The following is a 20,072-nucleotide window of genomic DNA, read 5'->3' as shown; positions in this document are numbered from 1 at the left end:
GCCATGGGCACGACGACCCCGCCGAGTCCGCCGCCGGACGTGGGGGTGCGCTACGACGCCGACCTGGCCGCCTGGCGCATCGGCGAGCAGCCGGTAGGGCCAGCGGGGGGAGCCGTCCTCACCCTGGCGCCGGGGCTGTTGCTGCGTGTGGACCGCGCCAGCGGCCAGGCCACCGGGCTGGAGGTGCTGCTCGGTGCCTCCGATGACCGGCCCAGAGCCCACCCAGAGGCGGTCGATCTGGTCACGTCGCTGCTCGGACGGCAGGTCGCCGCGCTGCTGGGCGACGCCCCCTCTACCGGCAGTGCCCAGCGCCGCGTGCCGCTGGACACCAGCTCTGCGAACCGGTGGCGAGCCGCCTGCCGGCTGGTGCTCCTGGAGGCGGTCCGCGACGACGAGGTCGACGAGCCCTCGCTGTGGGCGGCCGAAGCTGCCCTGCTCACCCGTGAGGCGGGGCTCCGCGAGGAGTGCGCGATCGAGCAGGCGCACCTGGCCGCAGAGGCGCTGGAAGCCCTCCCTCCGCAGCAAGCTCTCGCCCGGTGGTTGCCTGAGCCCGCTCGGTTGCGCGCCCCTTTGACGGTGGTTCGCAGTGTGGTCGGTGACCAGCAGGCCGTGGTGGGCTGGTTGCAGGCGATCGAGGGGCCGTATTCCTCCCGCGTCCGCTTGTCGGAGGAGGAGGTGCAAGAACGGCTGGACGCGCTGGAGGCTCACGAGTATCGAGGCATGAGCGTAACCGCAGCCGAGGAGTCCCCGGCGGGCGCGTTCAGGCTGGCCGAACCAGTCCGCGAGGCCGACGCGTCTTCGGTCGCCGCCATGTTGCAGGGCACGCTGCCGGGCGACGCAGTGTTGCTGCCTCGCTCCGCCCTCGCCGGTCCGGCTCGGTGGACGTTCGCCCCCATCCCCAGGACGCTGCGGATCGAGGCCCCCTTGGCTGCACAGTCAGACACCCGGCTGCCAAGGCACGTGTGGGCCCGCGCCAGCGAGGACGATGGGACCATCCTGGCGATGGCGGCCTGCCGGCGTGACGACCACACTCTGACCGCGACCATGCGGCTGCCTGCCATCAGTCCCGGCGGATACCGTCCCGTCGATGTCCACCGGCTATGGATGGAGATCCTGTCGGACCCCGCCCGGCCTGTGGTACCTCCCGGGGAGCGCGAGCTGCAAGCAGCCTGCCGCCTCGGCGCCGTCGCCGCCGACCTGGCGGCCGCCGCCGAGGTGGCCCGCTACTCCGGCTTCCCCCCGCCAGCCGTGGCCGACGTCTGGCGGTCAGCCGGCGACGCCTGGCAGACAGCTGGCGGCGCCTGGCAGCGCCTTGACGACGACCGGTACGCGGTCAGCCTCGGCTACGCCCAGTACTGCTGGCAGCAGGCCTTCCATGCCGCTGGTGCGGCAGCGGATGCAGCCAAACGAGCTCACCGGATCTCCCAGAAACTGATGCAGCTCGCCCCTGGCCTGACCTGGGGCGCCTACGTTCTTCGTGCCCCCGTCCCCGTGGCCGAGCCGTTCCTCGTCGAGCCCCTTGCCACCCGCCGTCCCGCCTGACCGGCCTCATGCCGGGCCAGCCAGCCCCGCGGCCGCCGTGCCTTCACCCGGGCACCGTGAGATCACGGGCCAGCGTGGACGTAGGGGGCCCACCGCAGGGGGTCGCCCGGGTTGCTTGCGCGGAGCTCGCGGACCGCGGCGTGCAAGGCGGAAGCGGTCCCTCCAACGTCCGGTTCCAGGGCGTCGGAGGCGTCCAGCTCAGCGTAGATCCTCTCGGCCACCTGGACCGACGACTGATCGAGCACCGGCCACATCGCGGCAACGACGTGTTGATAGCCCGCGAGCTGGAACGCGGAGGCCAGGTGGACTGCCTCGTCCGGGAGCGCCGCTCCGCCGCGGTAGGTGCTGCAGGCGGACAGGAAGGCCAGTGCGGCGTCGTTGGCCTGCAGCCGTGAGACGTCGACGATAGTCAAGGGGGCGCCGTGGAGGAGCAGGTGGCTGTTCGAAGGGCTCGCCATGTCGCTGTAGGCATGGCACGCGAAGTGCGCCCATGAGCAATCCCGGAGAGCTGCGAGTACACGGTCGCGTGTTGCCGCGGCCGCCAGCAGGAACTCGGTTCCGGGAAACCGGTGCGTGATGATCTGTGCCTCTTGTTCTGCTCCGGGGAGGTCGGCCTGACCGGGAGTGCGGGGCATGGCCACGACGAGCTGGCGGGCTGTTTGGGCCAGCTGTTCCATGGACCAGGCACGGCCGCCTTCCGATTCCAGGCCGGGGTCCAGGGCTTGCTTCCGCCGGGCGTCCTGCAGGGCACGGACGGTTGGGGTGTAGGAGGAGATCGCCCGGTCCAAGACCGTGGGCGGCGCCGTCTGCGTCAGGCGATCGTGGTGGCCAGCCGCGTGGAGGGGGAGGAAGTTGAGCAGCCCGGTCGGCGACCACCAGATACGTGGCCAGGGCTGGCCGTGTTCGGGTGGCGTGATCAGGCCGAGGTCGGTGAGCACCGGCTCGGCGAGCACGTCCCACAGCCAGCCGAGTGTGCTCTGCACGCGGTCTGCTGCGTCCCTGCGCTTCTTCTGGGCGGTCTCGACCGCGGTCAGGAATGTCGCGACGTGCCCGGCCACCGCTTCGGGGGTGAGGGCGGGCAGCGGCACGGCATGCGCCCCCTGGGGGGTCAGAATGAGAGCATCGGAGCGATATCCGCTGACGTTGACGGTGATGATCGCGCCTGCCTGGGCGGCAGGGAGCAGGTCATCCAGGCTCGGGGGCAGCAAGAAGCGCTGCAGTTCGGGTTCTGACCTGTTGCGAATCTTTTGGATCAGGATGTCCCACTGGAGGGCCAGCGCATGGCGCCGATCCGCCGAGCCTCTTGGAGCCGATCCGAGGCCGTCGGTTACGAGTGGCGCAGTGTAGAGGTCGTCGTCCAGTGCTTGGCGCAGTTGGTTGACCTGTGCGGCCAGCTTGGGGTCGTGCTTGTGCAGTTCGGTGAGGTCGCTGCGGGACTCCAGGGCCTGGGCGAGTAGGACTGCGCGCCCCTGCTCCAGCACTTCCATGGCTCTGTCCGCCCTCCCGCACTGCAGGGCGGCGGCCGCGGCATCGGACGCAAGCCCCGGGAAGTGGGTCAGCTGATGCTCTTGGTCGCTTCGTTGCAGATGGCGTGCAGCCAAGCGTGGCAACAAGCCGACGGCTGTCGACAGCCCCTCGGCCGCCTCCGCCCAGTGCCCGGCCGCTGCCTCAAGACGGCCCCAGTCACGGGCAGCGCACAGGCGGACGTTGGGCGGCGCGGCGGTCACGCCCGCCGCTTCTCGCAACGCCCCTGCAGCCTTGTCGCGGGCCGCGGTGTCCCCGGGGCGCGCATGCTGCTGTTGGGCGTTCAATACGCCGCCAAGGTTCGCCAGAACCTTGGCGCTGTCTGGGTGTGGGGGTGGGGGATCCGTGGGGGTTGCCGCGACTGCTCTCCGGCAGTACTGAACTGCTTCCTCCAAGGCGGACAAGTCCCCCGTACGCTCGTAACGCGTCCGCAGCGCAAGGCCCACGCCGGACAGAACGATGCCCCGATTGGGGCTGTCGTCCGGCGCTTCCTCCGAGGCCTGCCTCAACACGGTGATCGCCTCGGCGAGAGGATCCGGGGCGCCGGTCTGCTCGTGCCGGGCCATTAGGACGCCGCCCAGATTGGTCAGGATGCCAGCTCGCCGGGAATCGCCGGGCGGAACTTCCTCGGCCGCCTGCTGGCTGGTGCGAATCGCTTCCTCAATCGTCGCCTCGTCCGGTATCCGCTCGTAGCGGACTCTCAGAGCATTGCTAAGGCCGGTCAGGAATCCCGGCCGCAGAGGGCCGCCACGGGTCACCGCGACGGCTTCCCGCAGGTTGTCGATGGCATCGTCAAGCGTGGTCAGGTCGCCTGTCGCGTCGTATCGAACGCGCAGGGCGATACCCAGGGCGGACAGGTTGGCCCCACGCCCCTTATGCCTAGGAGGAGTCTCCTCGACGGCTTCCCGGTAGAACCCGATCGCCTCCTCCAGCGCGGCAGGGTCTCCCGTGCGTTTGTGCCAGAGCAGCAAGCCGCCGGCGAGGCTGCCCAGGGAGGACCATCGGAGTGGGTGGCCGGACGCAGTCTCTGCCAGTGCTTCGCGGCCCAGTTCAATGGCCTCCTTCAGCCGCTCCGGGTCCTCCACCCGCTCGTGCATGGCCTGCAGCGCGTTGCCGAGGGCGCGTACAAAGTCGGGGCGGTCCTCGGCAGAACTTTTCGTGACCGCTTCGCGCAGCGCGGATATGCCCTGCGTGAGCGCCTTCAGGTCGTCCACGCGCTCGTGCCACACGTGGAGCACCTGGCCATAGTGGGACAGGTAGCGGGCCAGTGTCGGATCGTCGACTCCGGTCGCCTTGCCCGCCTCGACTGCCTCCTGGCCGATTCGCACGGCCTCCGCGAGCACGTCCAGATTTCCCGTGTTGGCGTGCAAGTCCACCAACGCGCTGCACAGGGTCGACAAATACATCGCGCGTAGGGGGTCGATGAGCGCCGTATACTCCAGCGCCCGCTGCAGCAGGTCTCTGGCCTTCTCGATTGCGGCGCGGTCTTGGGTGTCGGCCGCGTCCAGCAGGTCAACGGCGCGGTTGTGCCAAGTAGTCACCTCATCAAGGAACTCTCGAATCTGCCCGGGGACAACGTCTGGGCTCTCCCGGTACACGGGGCTGAGAAGCTCAACTGCCCGCTCCAGCTCTTCCGGGCCTTGGTCTTCCGGAAGAGCGAGGTAGCGCTGCCAGTGCAGGAGACCGGCCGCACACAGAGGCTCCCAGTCAGACACCGGGTCCGTACGGCAGTCCATCAAGGCCGCGGCCTCAGCCAGCGCCCTGGGTTCAAGAACTACTCGGGCATTACCCGTCGCATGAAACTCTTTAAGCCGTTCTATCACAGCGGCCAACAGACTCTCGCGCGTCATGTGTCCTGAGCCCCTTATCTGGCTAGCGCTCTTGACGGGGCCGGGTGTACCGGACTGCACCGGGGCCGGGAACGGTAAGCCGCCAGGGGAAACCGGTTTGCGGCAGATGTCGATTAGTCCGTTATCCCGGCCGTCGCTGGTGTAGGTTATTTCACCCGTCCGTTGCCTGGCTGCCCTGCGCGGCAAGCTGGCTTCAGGTGATATTGCAGCCGAGTGAACCGCTCATTCGTCGAACCAGGAGAAAAGCGCTCCGCCCCTAGTCTAGGAGTGGCTGGGCGCGTTGTCCTGTTGCTGCACTTTGCAGCTGAATGCTCGCGCAGCGCGATAGACGCCGCAGTCTTTAGAGCCCATCCTCTCGCTCAGTGCCAATCGGCCGGCTGAACGAGAACAGTGGGATTCGGTATCCCAGCAGGCTCAGGGGGCGGAAATTTGCCCGACTTTTTTATGCAGTCGGCGCAGACGATCAGCGGCAAATCTTCGTACTTTTGATGACTGAAAACCTCGTCGGGTTCACAGTCAAGAAGGTTGCCGATCATGTATTTGGCGTCACCGGGCGAGATTCCCAGTGCCATCAGGACGCCGGTCAGCCACTTGCCGCCTCCCTGGAGGCAGAGGAGTGTGTCAGTGGGCTTCCCGCAGATGGTGCATTTCGCTTCCATAGCCAGTCCATGACTGCTTGCCGATTATCTGGTCCACTTCCAGTGTGTGCCGCAGTCTCCGAGCCTTCCAGTTGAGCCCCTACGTGATCACGGTTTGCAGTTGTTGAGGCGTCATCCAGTGACAGTGGGACACCGGGCCTTGACCCCTGATCTTGGACACACGAGACACTGGATCCTGAGGATCTGAGGACGGACATCTCGTGGTCATGAAGAACTATCCGTCGCAGTTCAAGGCGGACGCGGTCGCGCTGTACCAGTCGCGGCCCGAGGCGACGATCCGGCAGGTTGCCGCCGATTTGGGAATCAACCCCGAGACCTTGCGGAACTGGGTCCGGGCAGCCGGCGCGAGCCGGCCGCGCGGACGCCGGGCGGAGTTGCCGGCCGAGCCGTCGACACCGCTGGAGGCGGAGAACGCTGCTCTGCGCAAGAAGGTCCGCGAACTGGAGGAAGAACGCGAGATCCTGCGCAAGGCGCCGAAGTATTTCGCCGGGGAGACGCGCTGGTGAACCGCTTCCAGTTCGTTGCCGACCACCAGCGCGCTACGGCGTGAAGCGGCTGTGCACCATCCTCGGCATCGCCCGCTCCAGCTTCTATTACTGGTGCCGGACGGCCGCGGACCGGGCCGCCCGGCAGGCGGCCGACGCCCGCCTCGCCACCCGGATACGGACCGTGCACCACGAATCGGGCGGCACCTACGGCGTCCCCAGGATCACCGCCGAACTCCGCGGCGACGGTGAGCGAGTCAACCACAAGCGGATCGCGCGGGTGATGCGGAGCATCGGCCTGGCAGGCGTGCGGCTTCGTCGCAGGCACCGCACCACGACCGCGGACCCGGCCGCGGTGAAGGCCCCGGACCTGATCGGCCGCGACTTCACCGAGAGCGAGCCGAACACGAAGTACGTCGGCGACATCACCTATCTCCCGCTGGAGGGCGGGAAGTTCCTGTATTTGGCAACCGTCATCGATCTCGCCTCACGCCGCCTGGCCGGCTGGGCGATCGCGGACCACATGCGCACCGACCTCGTCACCGACGCCCTGGCCGCCGAACGCACCCGCGGCAGCATCGCCGGAGCGGTCATGCACCTTCGCCGTGCCGCCAGGCCGGCGTCCGCCAGTCGATGAGCGCGATCGGCTCCAGCGCGGACAACGCACTCGCCGAGTCCTTCAACGCGACGTTCAAACGAGAGACGCTCCAGGGCCGCAAGCACTGGTCCAGCGAGCGCGAGGCCCGCCTCGACGCGTTCGGCTGGCTGCACCGCTACAACACCCGACGCCGTCACTCCCGCCTCGGACACCGCAGCCCCATCGCCTACGAGACAGCACTCGGCACAACATCAACTACCCTGGCCCAAGCCGCATAGCCCGTGTCCAAGATTCCGGGTCAAGGCCCCCGGCACCATCGCTCCTGAACTTGTGCCGCTCCACCAGGCATTGACGACTGCCGAGCGCCCCGACGTCGCTCTGGCCTGGATCTCCCGGCCGAAGGTCCAGGACCTGCTGGAACGCATCGGCCGCGACGAACGTCGCGTCACCCACGACATCCTCGACGACCTTCCTTCGGGCAAGGTGCTCGCGCACCTACGCAGCGTCCTCGTCGCTACGGGCGCCCTGACGCCGGGTGACGAACGGCTCGTCGCTCTGGAGAAATGGATCACCGAAACGGTCCAGGCCCGCACGGACCTCACCGCACGCCGGATCCTGCACGGCTACGCGGTCTGGCACCACCTGCGCCGACTCCGCCGGCGCATCGGTGACCAGCACACCACCCAGCTCCAGGACATCAACGTTCGCTGCCACGTCACCGCCGCCGACAACTTCCTCACCTGGCTCGCCGCCCAGGGACTTGCCCTGGGCACCTGCACGCAAGCCGACCTGGAACGTTGGATGACCGATCCCGCCTTCACCTACCGTGACGAGACCGGCCATTTCGTCCGCTGGTCCGTACAGCACCGCCATGCCCATGGCCTCACCTTCGGCACCGTCCGCTGGACGGGCCCGCAGGGCACCATCGACAGCGAGAAACGCTGGGCCGACGCACGACGCCTCCTCAACGACGACACCCTGCCCACCGCGGACCGCGTCGCCGGACTGCTGCTGATCCTCTACGCACAGAAGATCTCCACCATCAGCCAACTCACCGTCGACGACGTCAATATCAGCGGCGAGACCGTCGCGATCACCTTCGGGACCTCGCCGGTCGTCCTCCCCATGTCGCTGGCCACCCTGGTCCACGAACTCCTCGCGAACCGACGAGGCAAGGCCAAGATCGGCACCCCGGATGATGGCCCCTGGCTCTTCCCTGGAGGCCAGCCAGGTCGCTCGCTCAGCGACAGCCAGATCGGCCTGCGGCTCCACAAGATCGGCATTCGCCCCCAACAGGACCGCTCCACTGCCCTGTTCACCCTCGCCGCAGAACTCCCCGCCGCGATCCTCGCCCGGATGCTCGGCGTCCACATCCAGGTCGCCGTCCAGTGGCAGAAGGCATCCGGCGGGGACTGGGCCGCCTACGCCGCCGACGTCAGTCGCCGGACGAGTTCGACGTGACGCTTGTGGAAGGCCAGTCCAGGACAGTCAGTTCGGGCCATTGCTCTCGCCACCGCGCTGCCTTCGTCTCATAGACCGCCCGGGGGGCAAGCACCGGGTTTGGCCGAACGACGAGGTTGAACACGTCCGACAGGCCGTGCGGTGCATACACGCGCCACTGACCGTCCGCCTCCACTCGTACTCCGAGGCAGCATGTCGTGGCGGCGAAACTGTCGATCGCCGCCTCGGTGGAGTCATACGGTGGACACGCCACCCCGAACTTTTCCTCATACCAGAGGTGAACCCGTGCCTCGTTACGGATCTCGACCTCTACAGGCAGGTCGGCGAAGATCTCTCGCCCGGCCTTGATCACCGCGTCTTCGGCTTCCCAGGACAGATCACCGGCGTCGAAGTAGAAGACGTCGTAGTCCTTGATGCCGTTGGTCGGCGGGCTGCCCGTGACGACGTTCCACACGGTCTGGAACAGACAGCCGGCCGTCACATACCACCCGGGGAGATCCAACGTCGCAGCCCGCGCCAACACCTCCGTCAACATACCGTTACGGGACAGAACTGCACGAAGGGACTCGAGTTGCTGATCGAGAGGGAGTCGGCTGATCATCAGCCCTGCCTACCACAGCTCGTGCGCCGGAGGGGCCAGAGCTGCCTCAAGCACCCCCGCATCCGGGAGGTATTCCGGGAGTTCCAATACCCGACTCCACCATTAGCGATCTACCCGGAAGACGCCATCGAGACTCACCGAGCCTTCATCGCCCGGCACCGCGGCCTACGGCCCGCCGGGGAGTACCGGGCGGTGACCGACGAGGAGTGGCAGGAGTTCCTCGGGCACTTCGAGCGGCGCAAGCTGGCCCTGGGACAGTGCGGCCGAGCATACGGAAGCAGCTGCGTGCATGAGCACGCATATGTTCGATGCCCAATACTAATCGTGGGGCCAGGCGAACGGCCCCGCCTGGAAGAGATCCGCGAGAACCTCCACGCCAGGATCACCGAAGCCGAGCGCGAAGGATGGCTGGGCGACGTCGAGCAGCTGACCGTCAGCCTCGCGGCCACCGATGACAAGATCGGCCAAATTGACTCCAATGAGCGACGAAGGAACTTGCCGGTGTTCGTTGCCACCGATCGGCCAACTCGTAGTTCGAAACGCCGACGCCGAGAACCGGCATAAAACGGACTGACTGCGACGCAGTCAGACGTGAGTCAACCCCTGAAGTCATGTTCGAGTCAGAGACGCGTCGCGTTTCCGGCGCGTCGGCGGTCCTCGCCGAGCCCTTGCCAGAATCCGACGACTTTGATCTACCGTCACAGCCATGACGACGCTGACCAGCCTGGTGGACGTCTTAGGGGCGCTTGCCGTAGGTCCGCTGCCTCAGCCTCCCGGCCAGGGGACAGCGCCGGGAACGCCATGGTGGGCTCTTGGGGGTGCGCTGATCGGCGGTGGCATCGCAGTACTGGCAGCCTGGCTCTCAGCTAAGCAACTCCGCCAGAGCGCCAAGGAAGCATTGGACCATGAACGGGTACGGCTGCTCAACGAGCGGTTCGCGACGGCCGCCAGCCTCCTCGGGCATGAGGAACCTGCCTGTCGGCTGGCTGGCGTCCACGCGATGGCAGGCCTCGCCGACGACTGGGACAAACGTCGCCAGACTTGTATCGACGTCCTCTGTGCGTATCTACGCATGCCCTACCCGGCCGAGCCCGCCGAGACCGCACCGAGCGAGGAGCGATTGACCTGGCAGGCTGACCGCGAGGTCCGACACACGGTCATCCGCATCATCCGTGATCACCTGCAGGAGGAAGTCACCGGTTTCGGGACCTCGTGGGAGGGGCACGACTTCGACTTCAGTGGTGCGGTATTCGACGGCGGAAATTTCACTGGCGCGCGGTTCGCAAAGGGAAAAGTCTCCTTTGTGCGTGCGCACTTCACCGGAGGTCAGGTGTCGTTCGACGACGCCCACTTCAGCGGCGGAGAGGTGTCATTCGAACGTGCGCACTTCACCGGAGGTCAGGTGTCGTTCGACGACGCCCACTTCAGCGGCGGAGAGGTGTCATTCGAACGTGCGCACTTCACCGGAGGTAGGGTGTTCTTCCGGAGCGCTCGGTTCACTGGAGCCACGGTGATGTTCTCCTGTGCCAGCTTCGCGGGGGGTGAGGTGTGGTTCTCGGAAGGCCGTTTCGCACGGGGCGAGGTGTCGTTCGAAGGAGCAGACTTCACTGGAGCTGAGGTGAGATTCTTCCACGCCCGCTTCACTGGTGCCAGCGTGTTCTTTGGAACCGACGCGGCCAACAGTGATCGTCCTCATGTGCTCACTACGCTCTATCGCGGCGAACTGTTCTTCGACGATGCACACTTTACCGACGGTGAAGTCTCGTTCGCCGAAACCCGTTTCAATGGGACGCGGGTCTCTTTTGCGGGTGTGCACTTCACGGGCGCCTCTGTCTCATTCCGCAAGGCTGTCTTCACTGGTAAAGAGAGGGTTTACTTCGATCGCGCCAGATTCATCAATAGCGATATTTCCTTCGCCGGAGTTTCGTTCAGCGGTGGCGTAGTGGACTTTCGATCGAATGCGGCCTGGACCCATCGGCCGACCTTCGACGCCGGTGTACTGGACGCCCCACCGGCTGGCCTGCTACTTCCTATTCTTCGGGACCGAGAATGAGAAGGCAGACAAGCTCGGCAACGCCGTCGACTCGGCCATGACGGATGGCCTGGCCCAGGAAGCGCTGGACACTGGGCTCGCTGCGGCGACTGGCAATCATCGGGGCCGTTATCTTGGCAACCCTCCGGGGTGCGATCCCAGTTTCACGAGCAGTCACGTGCCTAATGTGCCTGTAGCCCCTGCATAGCCGCTGAGCTGCGAAGTCAGACACCGGACCCTAGATAACACACGGGTCCGGGTTGATCTCGGACGAAGTCCCGTCTCGCAGTAGTTCGGAGAAGACATGTGAGCCAAGTGGCCCGGCCGGTACTTGCCTCACGGATTATCTGGGGGTTGTAAGGCACGTTCGGCACGTGAATCACGGCTGCGCCGATCGGCTCGCATACGCTCCTTCGGTTTCTTACCGTGCTGGTATGTCCTCCGACGCTTGGGGCGATCTCACTAACTCCCTCACCGCGGTGTGCGACCAGTTCAGCCAGGACCGCCAGATCTACGAAGGCTTCCTCACTGGCTCGCCGGCGGCCCTGGAGGTCGTCGGCGAGCCTTATGCCGACGACTGGGGTCCGAGGCCGAGCCGAAACGCCAACATGGCCGGACTGCTGCTCACCCTCGTAGCCGTGGACCACTTGGCCTGCCTGGCTGCCCTACTGCGGCCGCAGTCGCGGGTGATCTACGGCCCGTCGGCTGAAGCCCGCAGCGCGATGGAAGTCGCGGCCCGGGGATATCACCTGCTTGACCCGGAGATCACACCGCTTGAGCGGATATGTCGACAGCAGAACGAACGGCTGGTGTCTCTGTCGGAGGGGAAGCGACTGGCAGTGTTGCTGAAGCAGCCCCAAGAGAGCATCAACGTGCTGGACAACCGGACCAAGGCCATCTTCGACTCGGCGCGCAACCACGGCTTGACCCCGCACCCCAAGGCGAATCCGCATCCCTACATCGGCTCGAAGCCGCCCAGCGCGACCAAGCTGATCGACGAGGCGGTTGGCCAGCCCAAGGGGCTCGGCGAGACCTACTACAAGGTCATGTCCGCAGTGGCCCATGGCCGCGAACACGGCATCACGCAGTACTTCACCTATCAGGGTGCGCTGTTGGACCCCACTCACGCAGATGCCTTCGGCAGCATCGAGACCACTCCGAAGATGACTGCCCAGTACTTGAGCGGGACGCCACGGGCCATGGCGAACATTTTGGATCGGCTCTACGACCGATTTGGGTGGCCGGGCGCGGCCATCCAACCGGCTCTGACGAGGATGCGGGCCACCTGGGACCGGATCGCCACGTCAACGTGAGCACAAGGATGTCGCACATGCCTCACGTAGCTGAATGGATGATCACCGAGCTGACGTGCTGCGACGTGTCAGCGACCCCAGATAACACATGAGGTCATCGGGCGAGGCTACCGGCGCGAGCGTCATAGGATCCATGGACGTGGCACACACATTCGATGATCTCGTGGAGATGCAGCAGGCAGCCGACGAGGCGCACGCTCAGGTACTGGAACTGCGGGACCGCTACGGTCGGCCCACGGAAGCACCGTGGTCGCAGGAGTAGACCGAGACGTACGAGAAGGCCTGGCAGCACTGGTGGAAGGCGGCCGACAAGGTTCAAGCCGCCGTCACTGCCCACGCGAACGACGAGGGCAAGCCCCGATTCGACGTCGAGGCCGCCGTACGGACCAAGGCCTGGCATCCGGAACCCGAGCCGGCGGAAGCCGCGGCCAGCTGAACCCAACGTGTGGGGCCCGCACCGTGCCGGTGCGGGCCCCACACGCATGACCGGCAGCTCAGATCAGGTGGTCGGCGACCAAGGCGGCGAACTCGTCGGGGGTAGCGAGGCTGATGCCGAGCTGTTCGGCCTTGGCGCGCTTTGAGCCCGCACCCTCGCCCGCGACGACGAGCGTCGTCTTCCTGGAGACGCTGGACGAGGAGCGCCCGCCGGCCCGCTCGATGAGCTCGTTCATCTCGTTGCGGGACAGCTTCTCCAGGGCCCCGGTCATCGCGCCGGTGACGACCACCGTCATCCCGGCCAGCGGGCCGCCGTCCGCCGCAGCCGCGGGTGCCTCCTCGCCGGGAGCGGCTTCGGCCGCCGCTGGCGGGGTGGCGCCGGGCTCGGTCATGGTGACGCCCGTGGCGGCGAGCTTGTCGATGAGCGGGGCGAGCTCGGCGAGTTCAGCGACGATCGAGGGCGCCTTCTCCGCACCGATGCCCTCGACCTGCTGCATGGCCTCGGCGTCGGCGGCACGGATGGCGTCCATGGTGGCGAAGTGGCGGGCGATCCGCCGGGACATGGACCGGCCGGTGCCGCGCACCCCGAGCGCGCACAACACCCGAGACAGCGGCTGCTGTTTGGCCTTCTCGATCGCGGCGAGCAGGTTGTCGGTGCTGGTCTCGCCCATCCGCTCCAGGCCGAGCAAGTGCTCGCGGTTGAGGGTGAACACATCGGCGAGATCGGCGACCAGGCCGGCGTCGACCAGCTGGACGATCCGGGTGGCGCCGAGGCCCTCGATGTCGAGCTGATCGCGGCCGGCGGCATACGAGAGGGAGGCGACCAGGTGGCAGTTGCGGCCCTGCGCGCACCGCCAGCGCTCCTCGCTCTTGTCGATGTCCGATCCACAGCGCGGGCAGAACTCCGGGAAGACGATGGGCTGTTCGTCGCCGGTGCGCAGGTGGGCGACCGGCGCCTCGATGCGGGGGATGACGTCACCGGCCCGGTGGACCATGACGTGGTCGCCCAGACGCAGATCGCGACGGGTGATGTCGGCCGGATTGTGCAAGGTGGCATAAGTGATCGTCGAGCCGTCGATGACGACCGGCTCGAGCACGCCGCGCGGCGCGATGATCCCGGTCCGGCCGACGTTCCACTCCACCTCCAGCAGCCGCGTGATCTTCTCCACGGCTGGCAGCTTGTAGGCGATCGCCCACCTCGGCGCGCGCGAGCCGGATCCCGCGGCCTGCTGGTCGGCAGCGAGGTCGGTCTTGATGACGATGCCGTCGATGCCGAACGGCAGCTCGGCGCGGGCCGCGGCGATTTCCTGCACCCGGGCCAGGACCTGCTCCACGCTCTCGGCGAGCGTGTCCGGGACCGCGGTGCCGGCGCTGGTGTGCACGCCGAGCTCGGCCACCAGGCCCATCAGGTCACTGTGCGCGGACGCGGTCAGCCGCTCGGCCAGGGCGGGCTCGGTGTCGGGCAGGGGCAACAGGCCGTAGCCGAAGAACGTCATCGGCACCGTGTAGAGGCGTTCCTTGGCCCGCAGCGTGCCCGCCGCCGCATTGCGCGGGTTCGCGAACGGCTGCCCGCCATGCCCGGTGCGCACCTCGTTGGCGTACTCGAACTGGGCCGTCGTCATCAGGACTTCGCCGCGCACCTCCACGGTGACCGGCTTGCCCAGTTGCTCGGGCAGCCCCTCGATGGTGCCGATCGCATGCGAGACGTCCTCCCCGGCCGTCCCGTCCCCGCGGGTGATCAGCCGGGTGAGGCGGCCACCGGTGTAGCGGGCGGCGACCGCGAGCCCGTCCAGCTTCGGCCCCACGTGGAAGCGGGTGACCTCGTGGCCGATCCGGCGGGCCAGGGACTCCGTCCAGGCGGTGAACTCCTCCGGCGAGAACACGTTGTCCAGGCTCAGCATCGCCACCGTGTGCGGGACATCGCCCTCCACCGCGCCGCCAGCCACCTTCCCGCTGGGGGAATCGGGCAGCACCTGCTCGGGGTGCTCGGCCTCGTATGCGGCGATTCCGCGCACCAGCCGGTCGTAGGTGTCGTCGTCGAGCGGCGAGGTGCCGCCCTCGTAGTACGCGGCCGCCGCCCGAACGGCGTCCTCGACCGCCTGCGCGTAGGCGGCGGCATCCACGATCAGTGCTGCAGGTGTTGTCATGGCCAGCATCCTGCCGCCCGCCACTGACAGTGGGCCCAAGCCCTGCAGATGCGAAGAGGGCCAGGTCCGGGGTGCGGCTGGGACTGCGGCCGGCGAACTGGTCGGCGTAGTTGCTTCCTTAGTGGGCCCCACCGTTGGCTGGACGGTTGGCTCCACCGTTGCACCGAGAGGTGCACCGAGGGTTGCAGCACCCCTTCGCGCGCTCTCGGCGTTCGCCCAGCTCAGCCCCCATGGGCAAGCCCCTCACCCTTAGCGACACCTCTTTCTCCGCGTAAGTCGGAGGAAGAGGACTCAGTTCAGCACAGGCCAGCCCAGAGTTCAGCCCCGCTCAGCTCCGGCTGTTCGCCCTGGCGGCACCCGGCCGGCTCGGCCTCCGCTGGCGCCCGCCGCCGGCCCGCCCGAGGGTGCCGCGGGCGGGGGTGCGCGCGCCCGTACGGGCGGCGGCGTGCGAGCCGCTGACCAGCGGCGATTCTCGAAAACGCGCCGCTAACCCCCTTCCGTGGGTGATGAAAGTGCGGTATATTTCTCTCGTTGGGTCGGTCGGTGGCACGGCCCCCGACACCGAAGCGCACACCCCTCACTACGGAGGACACCGCATGCCGAACAACACGGTCCCCATGCTCGTTGCCGACGCGATGACGCGTGAGGGTCTGTCGGAGGCTGACACCGTTTACGACACCGACGCCAACAGCGTTGCCGTGTCCCTCACTCTGCTGGGGTTCAGCGTCCGCAACCGTGCCGGTCGCTTCGACTTCATCGAGACGGACGGAACCCTGCACCCGCGCGGATACAAGACCCGCGGTCCGGTCACCTCTTGGGCCCGGAAGCGTGCGGCAAAGGCGACCCCGGGCGCACCGATTTCCGAGGCGGCGCCGGTCGACGAGATCCCGGACCCCGTGGCGGACGCGCAGGAAGCGCAGGATAAGGATGCGGAAGCCTTCCGGGTCAAGGCGACTCGGGCACATGACCGTGTGGTGAAGGGGCACAAGCGCGTGATGGCTGCCCACGAGCGCGCGCACGCCGCACTGACCCGCGCGGAGGCTGCACGCGAGCGTGCGGAGGCGGCGGAGGCCACCGAGTCCGAGCGTGCCTACGTTCGGGTTGCGGAGGCGGACGCGCTCATGTGGACGAACACCCCAGGGGCGACGGAGTACCGGCACGCGTTCGGCGCATTCGTCTCGGCGCGTTTCGACGCTGAATTCCTTCCGGTATCGGAGGCGTGCGCGGAGGCCTACGCGTACGCGGAGGCGGCGGAGGCTGCCACGGGTACCGAGTACGAGAACGGCGACGGAAAGGACGTCCCGGGGGTCGAACAGTGCGCGGAGGACGCTGACCACGCACGCAAGGAGACCAAGATCGAATACGGTGTGTTCGAGCCGTCGCCCTGGTCCGGTAAGTGGAGCGCAAGTCGCTTCGACGCTGAAACGGGGTGCGACCTGATCTGCGCTCACGCGCGGGACATGGCTGCCGCGGTGCGGCATGCGGAGGCGGCCGCGGAGGCAGCGGAGGCGGCCGCGGAGCAGGCGGAGGCTTGGGCGGACGCTGCGGAGGAGCAGACGGACACCGCCGAATACGAATCTGACGCACTGTTCGCCCTGGGGGCCGATGACGCACAGCGGGCCCTGGCGCGCGCGTACTGGGGAGTGTCGGACGTCGTGGCAGAGGAGGCGGCGGAAAATGCCGCGGAGGCTGCCGAGCGTGCGCCGTCGCCGGTCGCCGTCGCCGTTGCTGCGCCGGTCGCTGCGGAGCGTCCTGCGCAGGCAGAGTGGCCTGCGGTCATGGTTCCCGCGGGTGTTGCGCGGTGGGAGTCGCAGGAGGCGGAGGGCGCGCCGCTCACCGTTGCTGGTCCGCGCGGGGAGGTTCAGGTCTGGTACGCAGGCTACTGGGATGTCTGCTGGGGGCACTGCCCGATGCAGCACGCGCACAAGGGAGGCACGTGCGGGTGCGCTCACGTGCTGCGGCCGGTCCTGCTCTGTGATGGGGAGGGTGAGTCGTACACGTGGCAGGACTGCCCCGAGTGCATGGCGCGGGAGTTGAAGACTGACGTTGACACCGTGTGGTCGCTTGCCCCGGAGGGGGCGCGCGCGGATGTCGTGCGCGCGTCGGTCGTCGCTGAATCCTGGTACGTGGCGGAGGAGTGGGAGGGCGGACGCACCCCGGACGGCGCGAACCTGGACGCGCGCGAGACGGCCGCCGTGGCCGTGGCCGACGTTGAGGCCACCGTGCGGGCACTGGAGTCCACCCCGGGGGCGACGATGGGCGCGCTGGAAACGTCCCTGTACGAGGTGCGCGAGGCTGCGCGCGTGGTGGAGTCCTGGGCTGACCACGTGTGGGAGGTCGACCGCGAGAATGCGCGGCGTGCCGAAGCTGCCGAGCGGCAGACCACCGGCGATGTGGCCACTCCTGAAATGGGTACATGTACCGAACCGAATGCCGACGTTGCCCCGGAAGGAGAGGCAGCCGACGACACCCCGGAGGCGGCGCCGGTGGCCACAGGTCCGAAGGTGGTGCCGGTCGCTGAGACTGTCCGGCGCGCCCGTACGGCGCAAGCTGATGCTGAGGCGGTCATGTGGGACGCGCAGACGTCCGTGAACGATTTGGCCGAGACGTACGGGAAGCGCGAGTCTCTTCGCCTGTCCTGGGACCAGGAAGAGGGACTGCGGAAGTCACTCGCGCGCGAGCGTGAGGCGGCGGCGCGCGCCACTCAGGCCGCGTTCCAGGCACGCGTCACCGCGGACTCCTGGCAGCGGGACAGCGAGCACGCGGCGGCGGACATGGACGCGATGCGCGCGCGGACGGCGCGGCTGTTCTCCGGCGAGGGTGATGGCCGGTCCCGTTGGGTGTCGGCGGACGGCCGCACGGTCATCGCGCTCGCACTGCCCGCGGCCGCTGACGCTGTCTCCGACGTTGACGCCCGGTACGCGGACGTGTTGGCCGGTGCCATTGCAGCCAAGGACTCCGGCCGCGTACTGAAGTCGACCGGCATCCCCAACAAGAAGACGCACGCGCGCGGCCCGGGGGCGGACTTCAAGTCGGCTGTCGTTCGCGCGAGCCAGCCGCTGGTGAATCCGTGGAAGGCCCCCCGGATCCCGTCGGAGGGCAAGCCGCTCATGGATGACGCACTGTCCGGTTTCGCGGACGCGGGGGACGTCGTGGCCGAGACGGAGGCGGCACCGGGAGTGTGGCTGCCCATGGCCGCGGTGCGGGTGGCCGACACGGCCGGTGCGAACGGGTGGACCGTCGCAATGGAGCGGCACGAGGGCGGCTCTGTGGTGATCGTTCGAGCCGCCGGTGTCATCGAGCGCAAGGGCAGGGACGGCGAGACGGCGACGGTCGCTGGTGAGTGCGTGGCGGTGTTCGAGGGTGGCCAGTTCAACCAAGCGCGGTCCGGCGCTCTGGTGGGCATCCGGTACGTGGGCGGGGCGACGCTGTCGCAGGTCCTCACGACGGTGGGGCAGGCGGCGAAGCCGGGCCACCTCGTGCCAGTCACGGTCACCCCGGACAGCGCCCCCGCCCCCGCCGGGGTGAGCGACCCCGGAAGCATGGACACCTGGGAGACGGACGGCGGTGCCTGCCCCGGCGTCGACCAGCCCGGTGCGCCCGACGCGGGACGGGATGCTGCGCCTGTCGACGCCGACCCCTCACCGGAAATGAGTACATGTACTGCTCCGGCCACCGACGTCACCCCGGTACGCCCCGACGTCGTCAGCGACCCGGGAGCCGTCGGCACCTGGGACGGCGAGGGCGGCGCAGTCCCGGGCGTGGTCGTACCGGCTGTGCGGCTGACTCCGGGGGAGCGGGTGATCTATGACGGGCCGTCGGGCATCCCCGCGCGCGGCGTCTTCGAGCGGTACTCCACCTACGGGCGGGCGTACATCCTGCGCGACGGCGACCACACTCCCGTACTCGTCCAGGCCTCGGACCTCACCGCCGACCCGAAGCCGCCCACGCACATCGTGCGCGTCTCCGTCTTCTCGGGCGGAGGAACGCCGCGGGCGGGCTATGACCCGCGGCTGGAGGACACGGCCGTTGCCCAGTGCTCGTGCGGCTGGTCTGCATCGGCGACGGGCGGAAACTGGGCTGCCGTCCAGATGTGGGGCCGCGGGCACGTCGAGTCAGCGGACGCGAGCGAAGCTGACCGCCCGGCGGCGGCTGACACTGTGAGCGATCCGGGCATGGTCGACGCCTGGGATGGGGAGGGCGGCGCCGTGCCCAGGGTCGAGCAGCCGCGTGTCCACCCTGGCGATGAACAACAGACGGCAGACGGCGACACCTACGCCGTCCGTCCGGCCGTGCCCGAGTGGACGCCCGTACCGGACGGGAACAGCCGAATCACCGAACTGACCTGCGCGGGGCGGCAGTACCGCGTGTATCACGCGCCGGACGCGGTACTGCCCTACACCGTGCGCTACACCCTCGGCGGCGCCGACGTCGACCTGGGAGGGTGGGTCGGCCTGGACGACGTGTACGCCATCGTGCGGGCCGACCGGCGCCGCAGTGCCGCCCTGGAAGCAGAGCGCGGTCGCGTCGAGCAGCAACGGCGGCGCGCGGCCTACCGGTTGCAGGGCGAGCGGCGGCAGGCCCCCGTCCGGCTGACCGAGGAAACCCGCCTGGCCATCGCCCGTCGTGCGGAGGAGAAGCACCGTCCCGTGGCCGCGGAACTCTACGTCTCGCCAGTCACGGGGAACGCGGTACTCGCCTTCGTGTGCGGGACGTGCGCCACCACGCACGATGACCCGCTGTGGCGGCCGCAGACCATCGGCGGGAGCTACCGCACCCCGCTGTCCGTCGAACGGGCCACCCTCACCGCCCTGGTGGAAAAGCACGGCTGGACCATCACCGGAACCTGGACGGCCCACGGCACGCGCGGTGACACCATGCGCGCATGGATCGCCCCGACCGAGGCCTACCTCGCATGGGTGGACACGGCCCACGGCCCGGACCCCGCCACGCCCGAGGTGGAGGCGGGGGAGCGCATCACCCGCGCCCAGCGGGGATGGTGGGACGTGATCAGCAAGGAAGGCCACCGCTACGAACTCACCTGGCGGCCGACCCTGACCGGGCCGGTGTGGAGCGTGCGCCGCCGCGGCGCCGACGGATTCGAAACGGTCGCCACGACCGGCCTGGCCGGCACGGTCCTGATGGGCATGCGCGTCGACTCCGCCGAGCGCGGCAACCAGCCCGCGGACGAGGGGAACCCCGAATCAGTACATGTACCACTCGCGAGCTGACAACGCGGCCTTCTTGGTCCCTGCCTCCGGCGGAGCCCAGGAAGGCCGCGTTAGGCACCGCCGCGCCGGGGCAATTGGCCCCGGGGACGCCCGTGCTGAGACGGCAGCCCGGCGGAGATCAACAGGGCGTCACCGTCGACGGGACCTAACCAGGATTCGGCGAAACGGAGTTGACCACGGGGCGGAAGAAATTG

General features: G+C 68.3%; 11 protein-coding genes and 1 pseudogene. 8 read left to right on the top strand and 4 right to left on the bottom strand.

Annotated elements, in window-relative coordinates; all coding sequences use genetic code 11:
- Positions 1-3 precede the first annotated feature (3 nt).
- A complete protein-coding gene (locus P2Q00_RS43060) occupies positions 4-1,542 on the top strand; it encodes a hypothetical protein (RefSeq protein WP_275780221.1) in 1,539 nt (512 codons plus the stop codon).
- Positions 1,543-1,604: 62 nt separating this feature from the next.
- Here the strand turns inward: P2Q00_RS43060 and P2Q00_RS43055 are convergent, their stop codons facing one another.
- Positions 1,605-4,916: a CHAT domain-containing protein gene (locus tag P2Q00_RS43055; protein ID WP_275780220.1), complete on the bottom strand. Its 3,312-nt coding sequence runs from the start codon at positions 4,914-4,916 to the stop codon at positions 1,605-1,607.
- Positions 4,917-5,275: 359 nt separating this feature from the next.
- On the bottom strand, positions 5,276-5,575 hold the full coding sequence (locus P2Q00_RS43050) for a hypothetical protein (protein WP_275780219.1): 300 nt from the start codon (positions 5,573-5,575) through the stop codon (positions 5,276-5,278).
- Between the two features lie 200 nt (positions 5,576-5,775).
- On the opposite strand from P2Q00_RS43050, the pseudogene P2Q00_RS43045 reads away from it, so the two are divergent.
- Together P2Q00_RS43045 and P2Q00_RS43040 are read left to right on the top strand one after the other, a co-directional pair.
- Positions 5,776-6,936, top strand: a pseudogene (locus tag P2Q00_RS43045) (IS3 family transposase).
- A 70-nt stretch (positions 6,937-7,006) separates the two neighbouring features.
- On the top strand, positions 7,007-8,119 hold the full coding sequence (locus P2Q00_RS43040; protein ID WP_275780218.1) for a site-specific integrase: 1,113 nt from the start codon (positions 7,007-7,009) through the stop codon (positions 8,117-8,119).
- Here P2Q00_RS43040 and P2Q00_RS43035 read toward each other — a convergent pair.
- Positions 8,094-8,720 (bottom strand): nucleotidyltransferase family protein, encoded by a 627-nt coding sequence (locus tag P2Q00_RS43035; RefSeq protein WP_275780217.1) that lies wholly within the window; start codon positions 8,718-8,720, stop codon positions 8,094-8,096. The genes P2Q00_RS43040 and P2Q00_RS43035 overlap by 26 nt on opposite strands.
- A 192-nt stretch (positions 8,721-8,912) precedes the next feature.
- Here P2Q00_RS43035 and P2Q00_RS43030 point away from each other — a divergent pair, with 192 nt between their 5' ends.
- The 4 genes from P2Q00_RS43030 to P2Q00_RS43015 all read left to right on the top strand — a co-directional run bounded on the left by P2Q00_RS43030 (position 8,913) and on the right by P2Q00_RS43015 (position 12,327).
- A complete protein-coding gene (locus P2Q00_RS43030) occupies positions 8,913-9,284 on the top strand; it encodes a hypothetical protein (RefSeq protein WP_275780216.1) in 372 nt (123 codons plus the stop codon).
- Between the two features lie 142 nt (positions 9,285-9,426).
- Positions 9,427-10,773: a pentapeptide repeat-containing protein gene (locus P2Q00_RS43025; RefSeq protein WP_275780215.1), complete on the top strand. Its 1,347-nt coding sequence runs from the start codon at positions 9,427-9,429 to the stop codon at positions 10,771-10,773.
- Between the two features lie 413 nt (positions 10,774-11,186).
- On the top strand, positions 11,187-12,065 hold the full coding sequence (locus P2Q00_RS43020; protein ID WP_275780214.1) for a hypothetical protein: 879 nt from the start codon (positions 11,187-11,189) through the stop codon (positions 12,063-12,065).
- Positions 12,066-12,204: 139 nt separating this feature from the next.
- On the top strand, positions 12,205-12,327 hold the full coding sequence (locus P2Q00_RS43015; protein WP_275780213.1) for a hypothetical protein: 123 nt from the start codon (positions 12,205-12,207) through the stop codon (positions 12,325-12,327).
- A gap of 232 nt (positions 12,328-12,559) precedes the next feature.
- On the opposite strand, the gene ligA is transcribed toward P2Q00_RS43015, so the two are convergent.
- Entirely contained in the window at positions 12,560-14,647 is a 2,088-nt protein-coding gene (ligA, locus tag P2Q00_RS43010; protein WP_275780212.1) for an NAD-dependent DNA ligase LigA, read from the bottom strand.
- Between the two features lie 596 nt (positions 14,648-15,243).
- On the opposite strand from ligA, the gene P2Q00_RS43005 reads away from it, so the two are divergent.
- Positions 15,244-19,878, top strand: a complete 4,635-nt coding sequence (locus tag P2Q00_RS43005) for a hypothetical protein (protein ID WP_275780211.1) — start codon at positions 15,244-15,246, stop codon at positions 19,876-19,878.
- The last annotated feature ends 194 nt before the right edge of the window (positions 19,879-20,072 follow it).

Origin of the sequence: Streptomyces coacervatus (assembly GCF_029223485.1) — a bacterium.
In the GTDB taxonomy this organism is placed as follows: domain Bacteria; phylum Actinomycetota; class Actinomycetes; order Streptomycetales; family Streptomycetaceae; genus Streptomyces; species Streptomyces coacervatus.
This window is presented reverse-complemented; position numbering and strand designations above follow the sequence as displayed.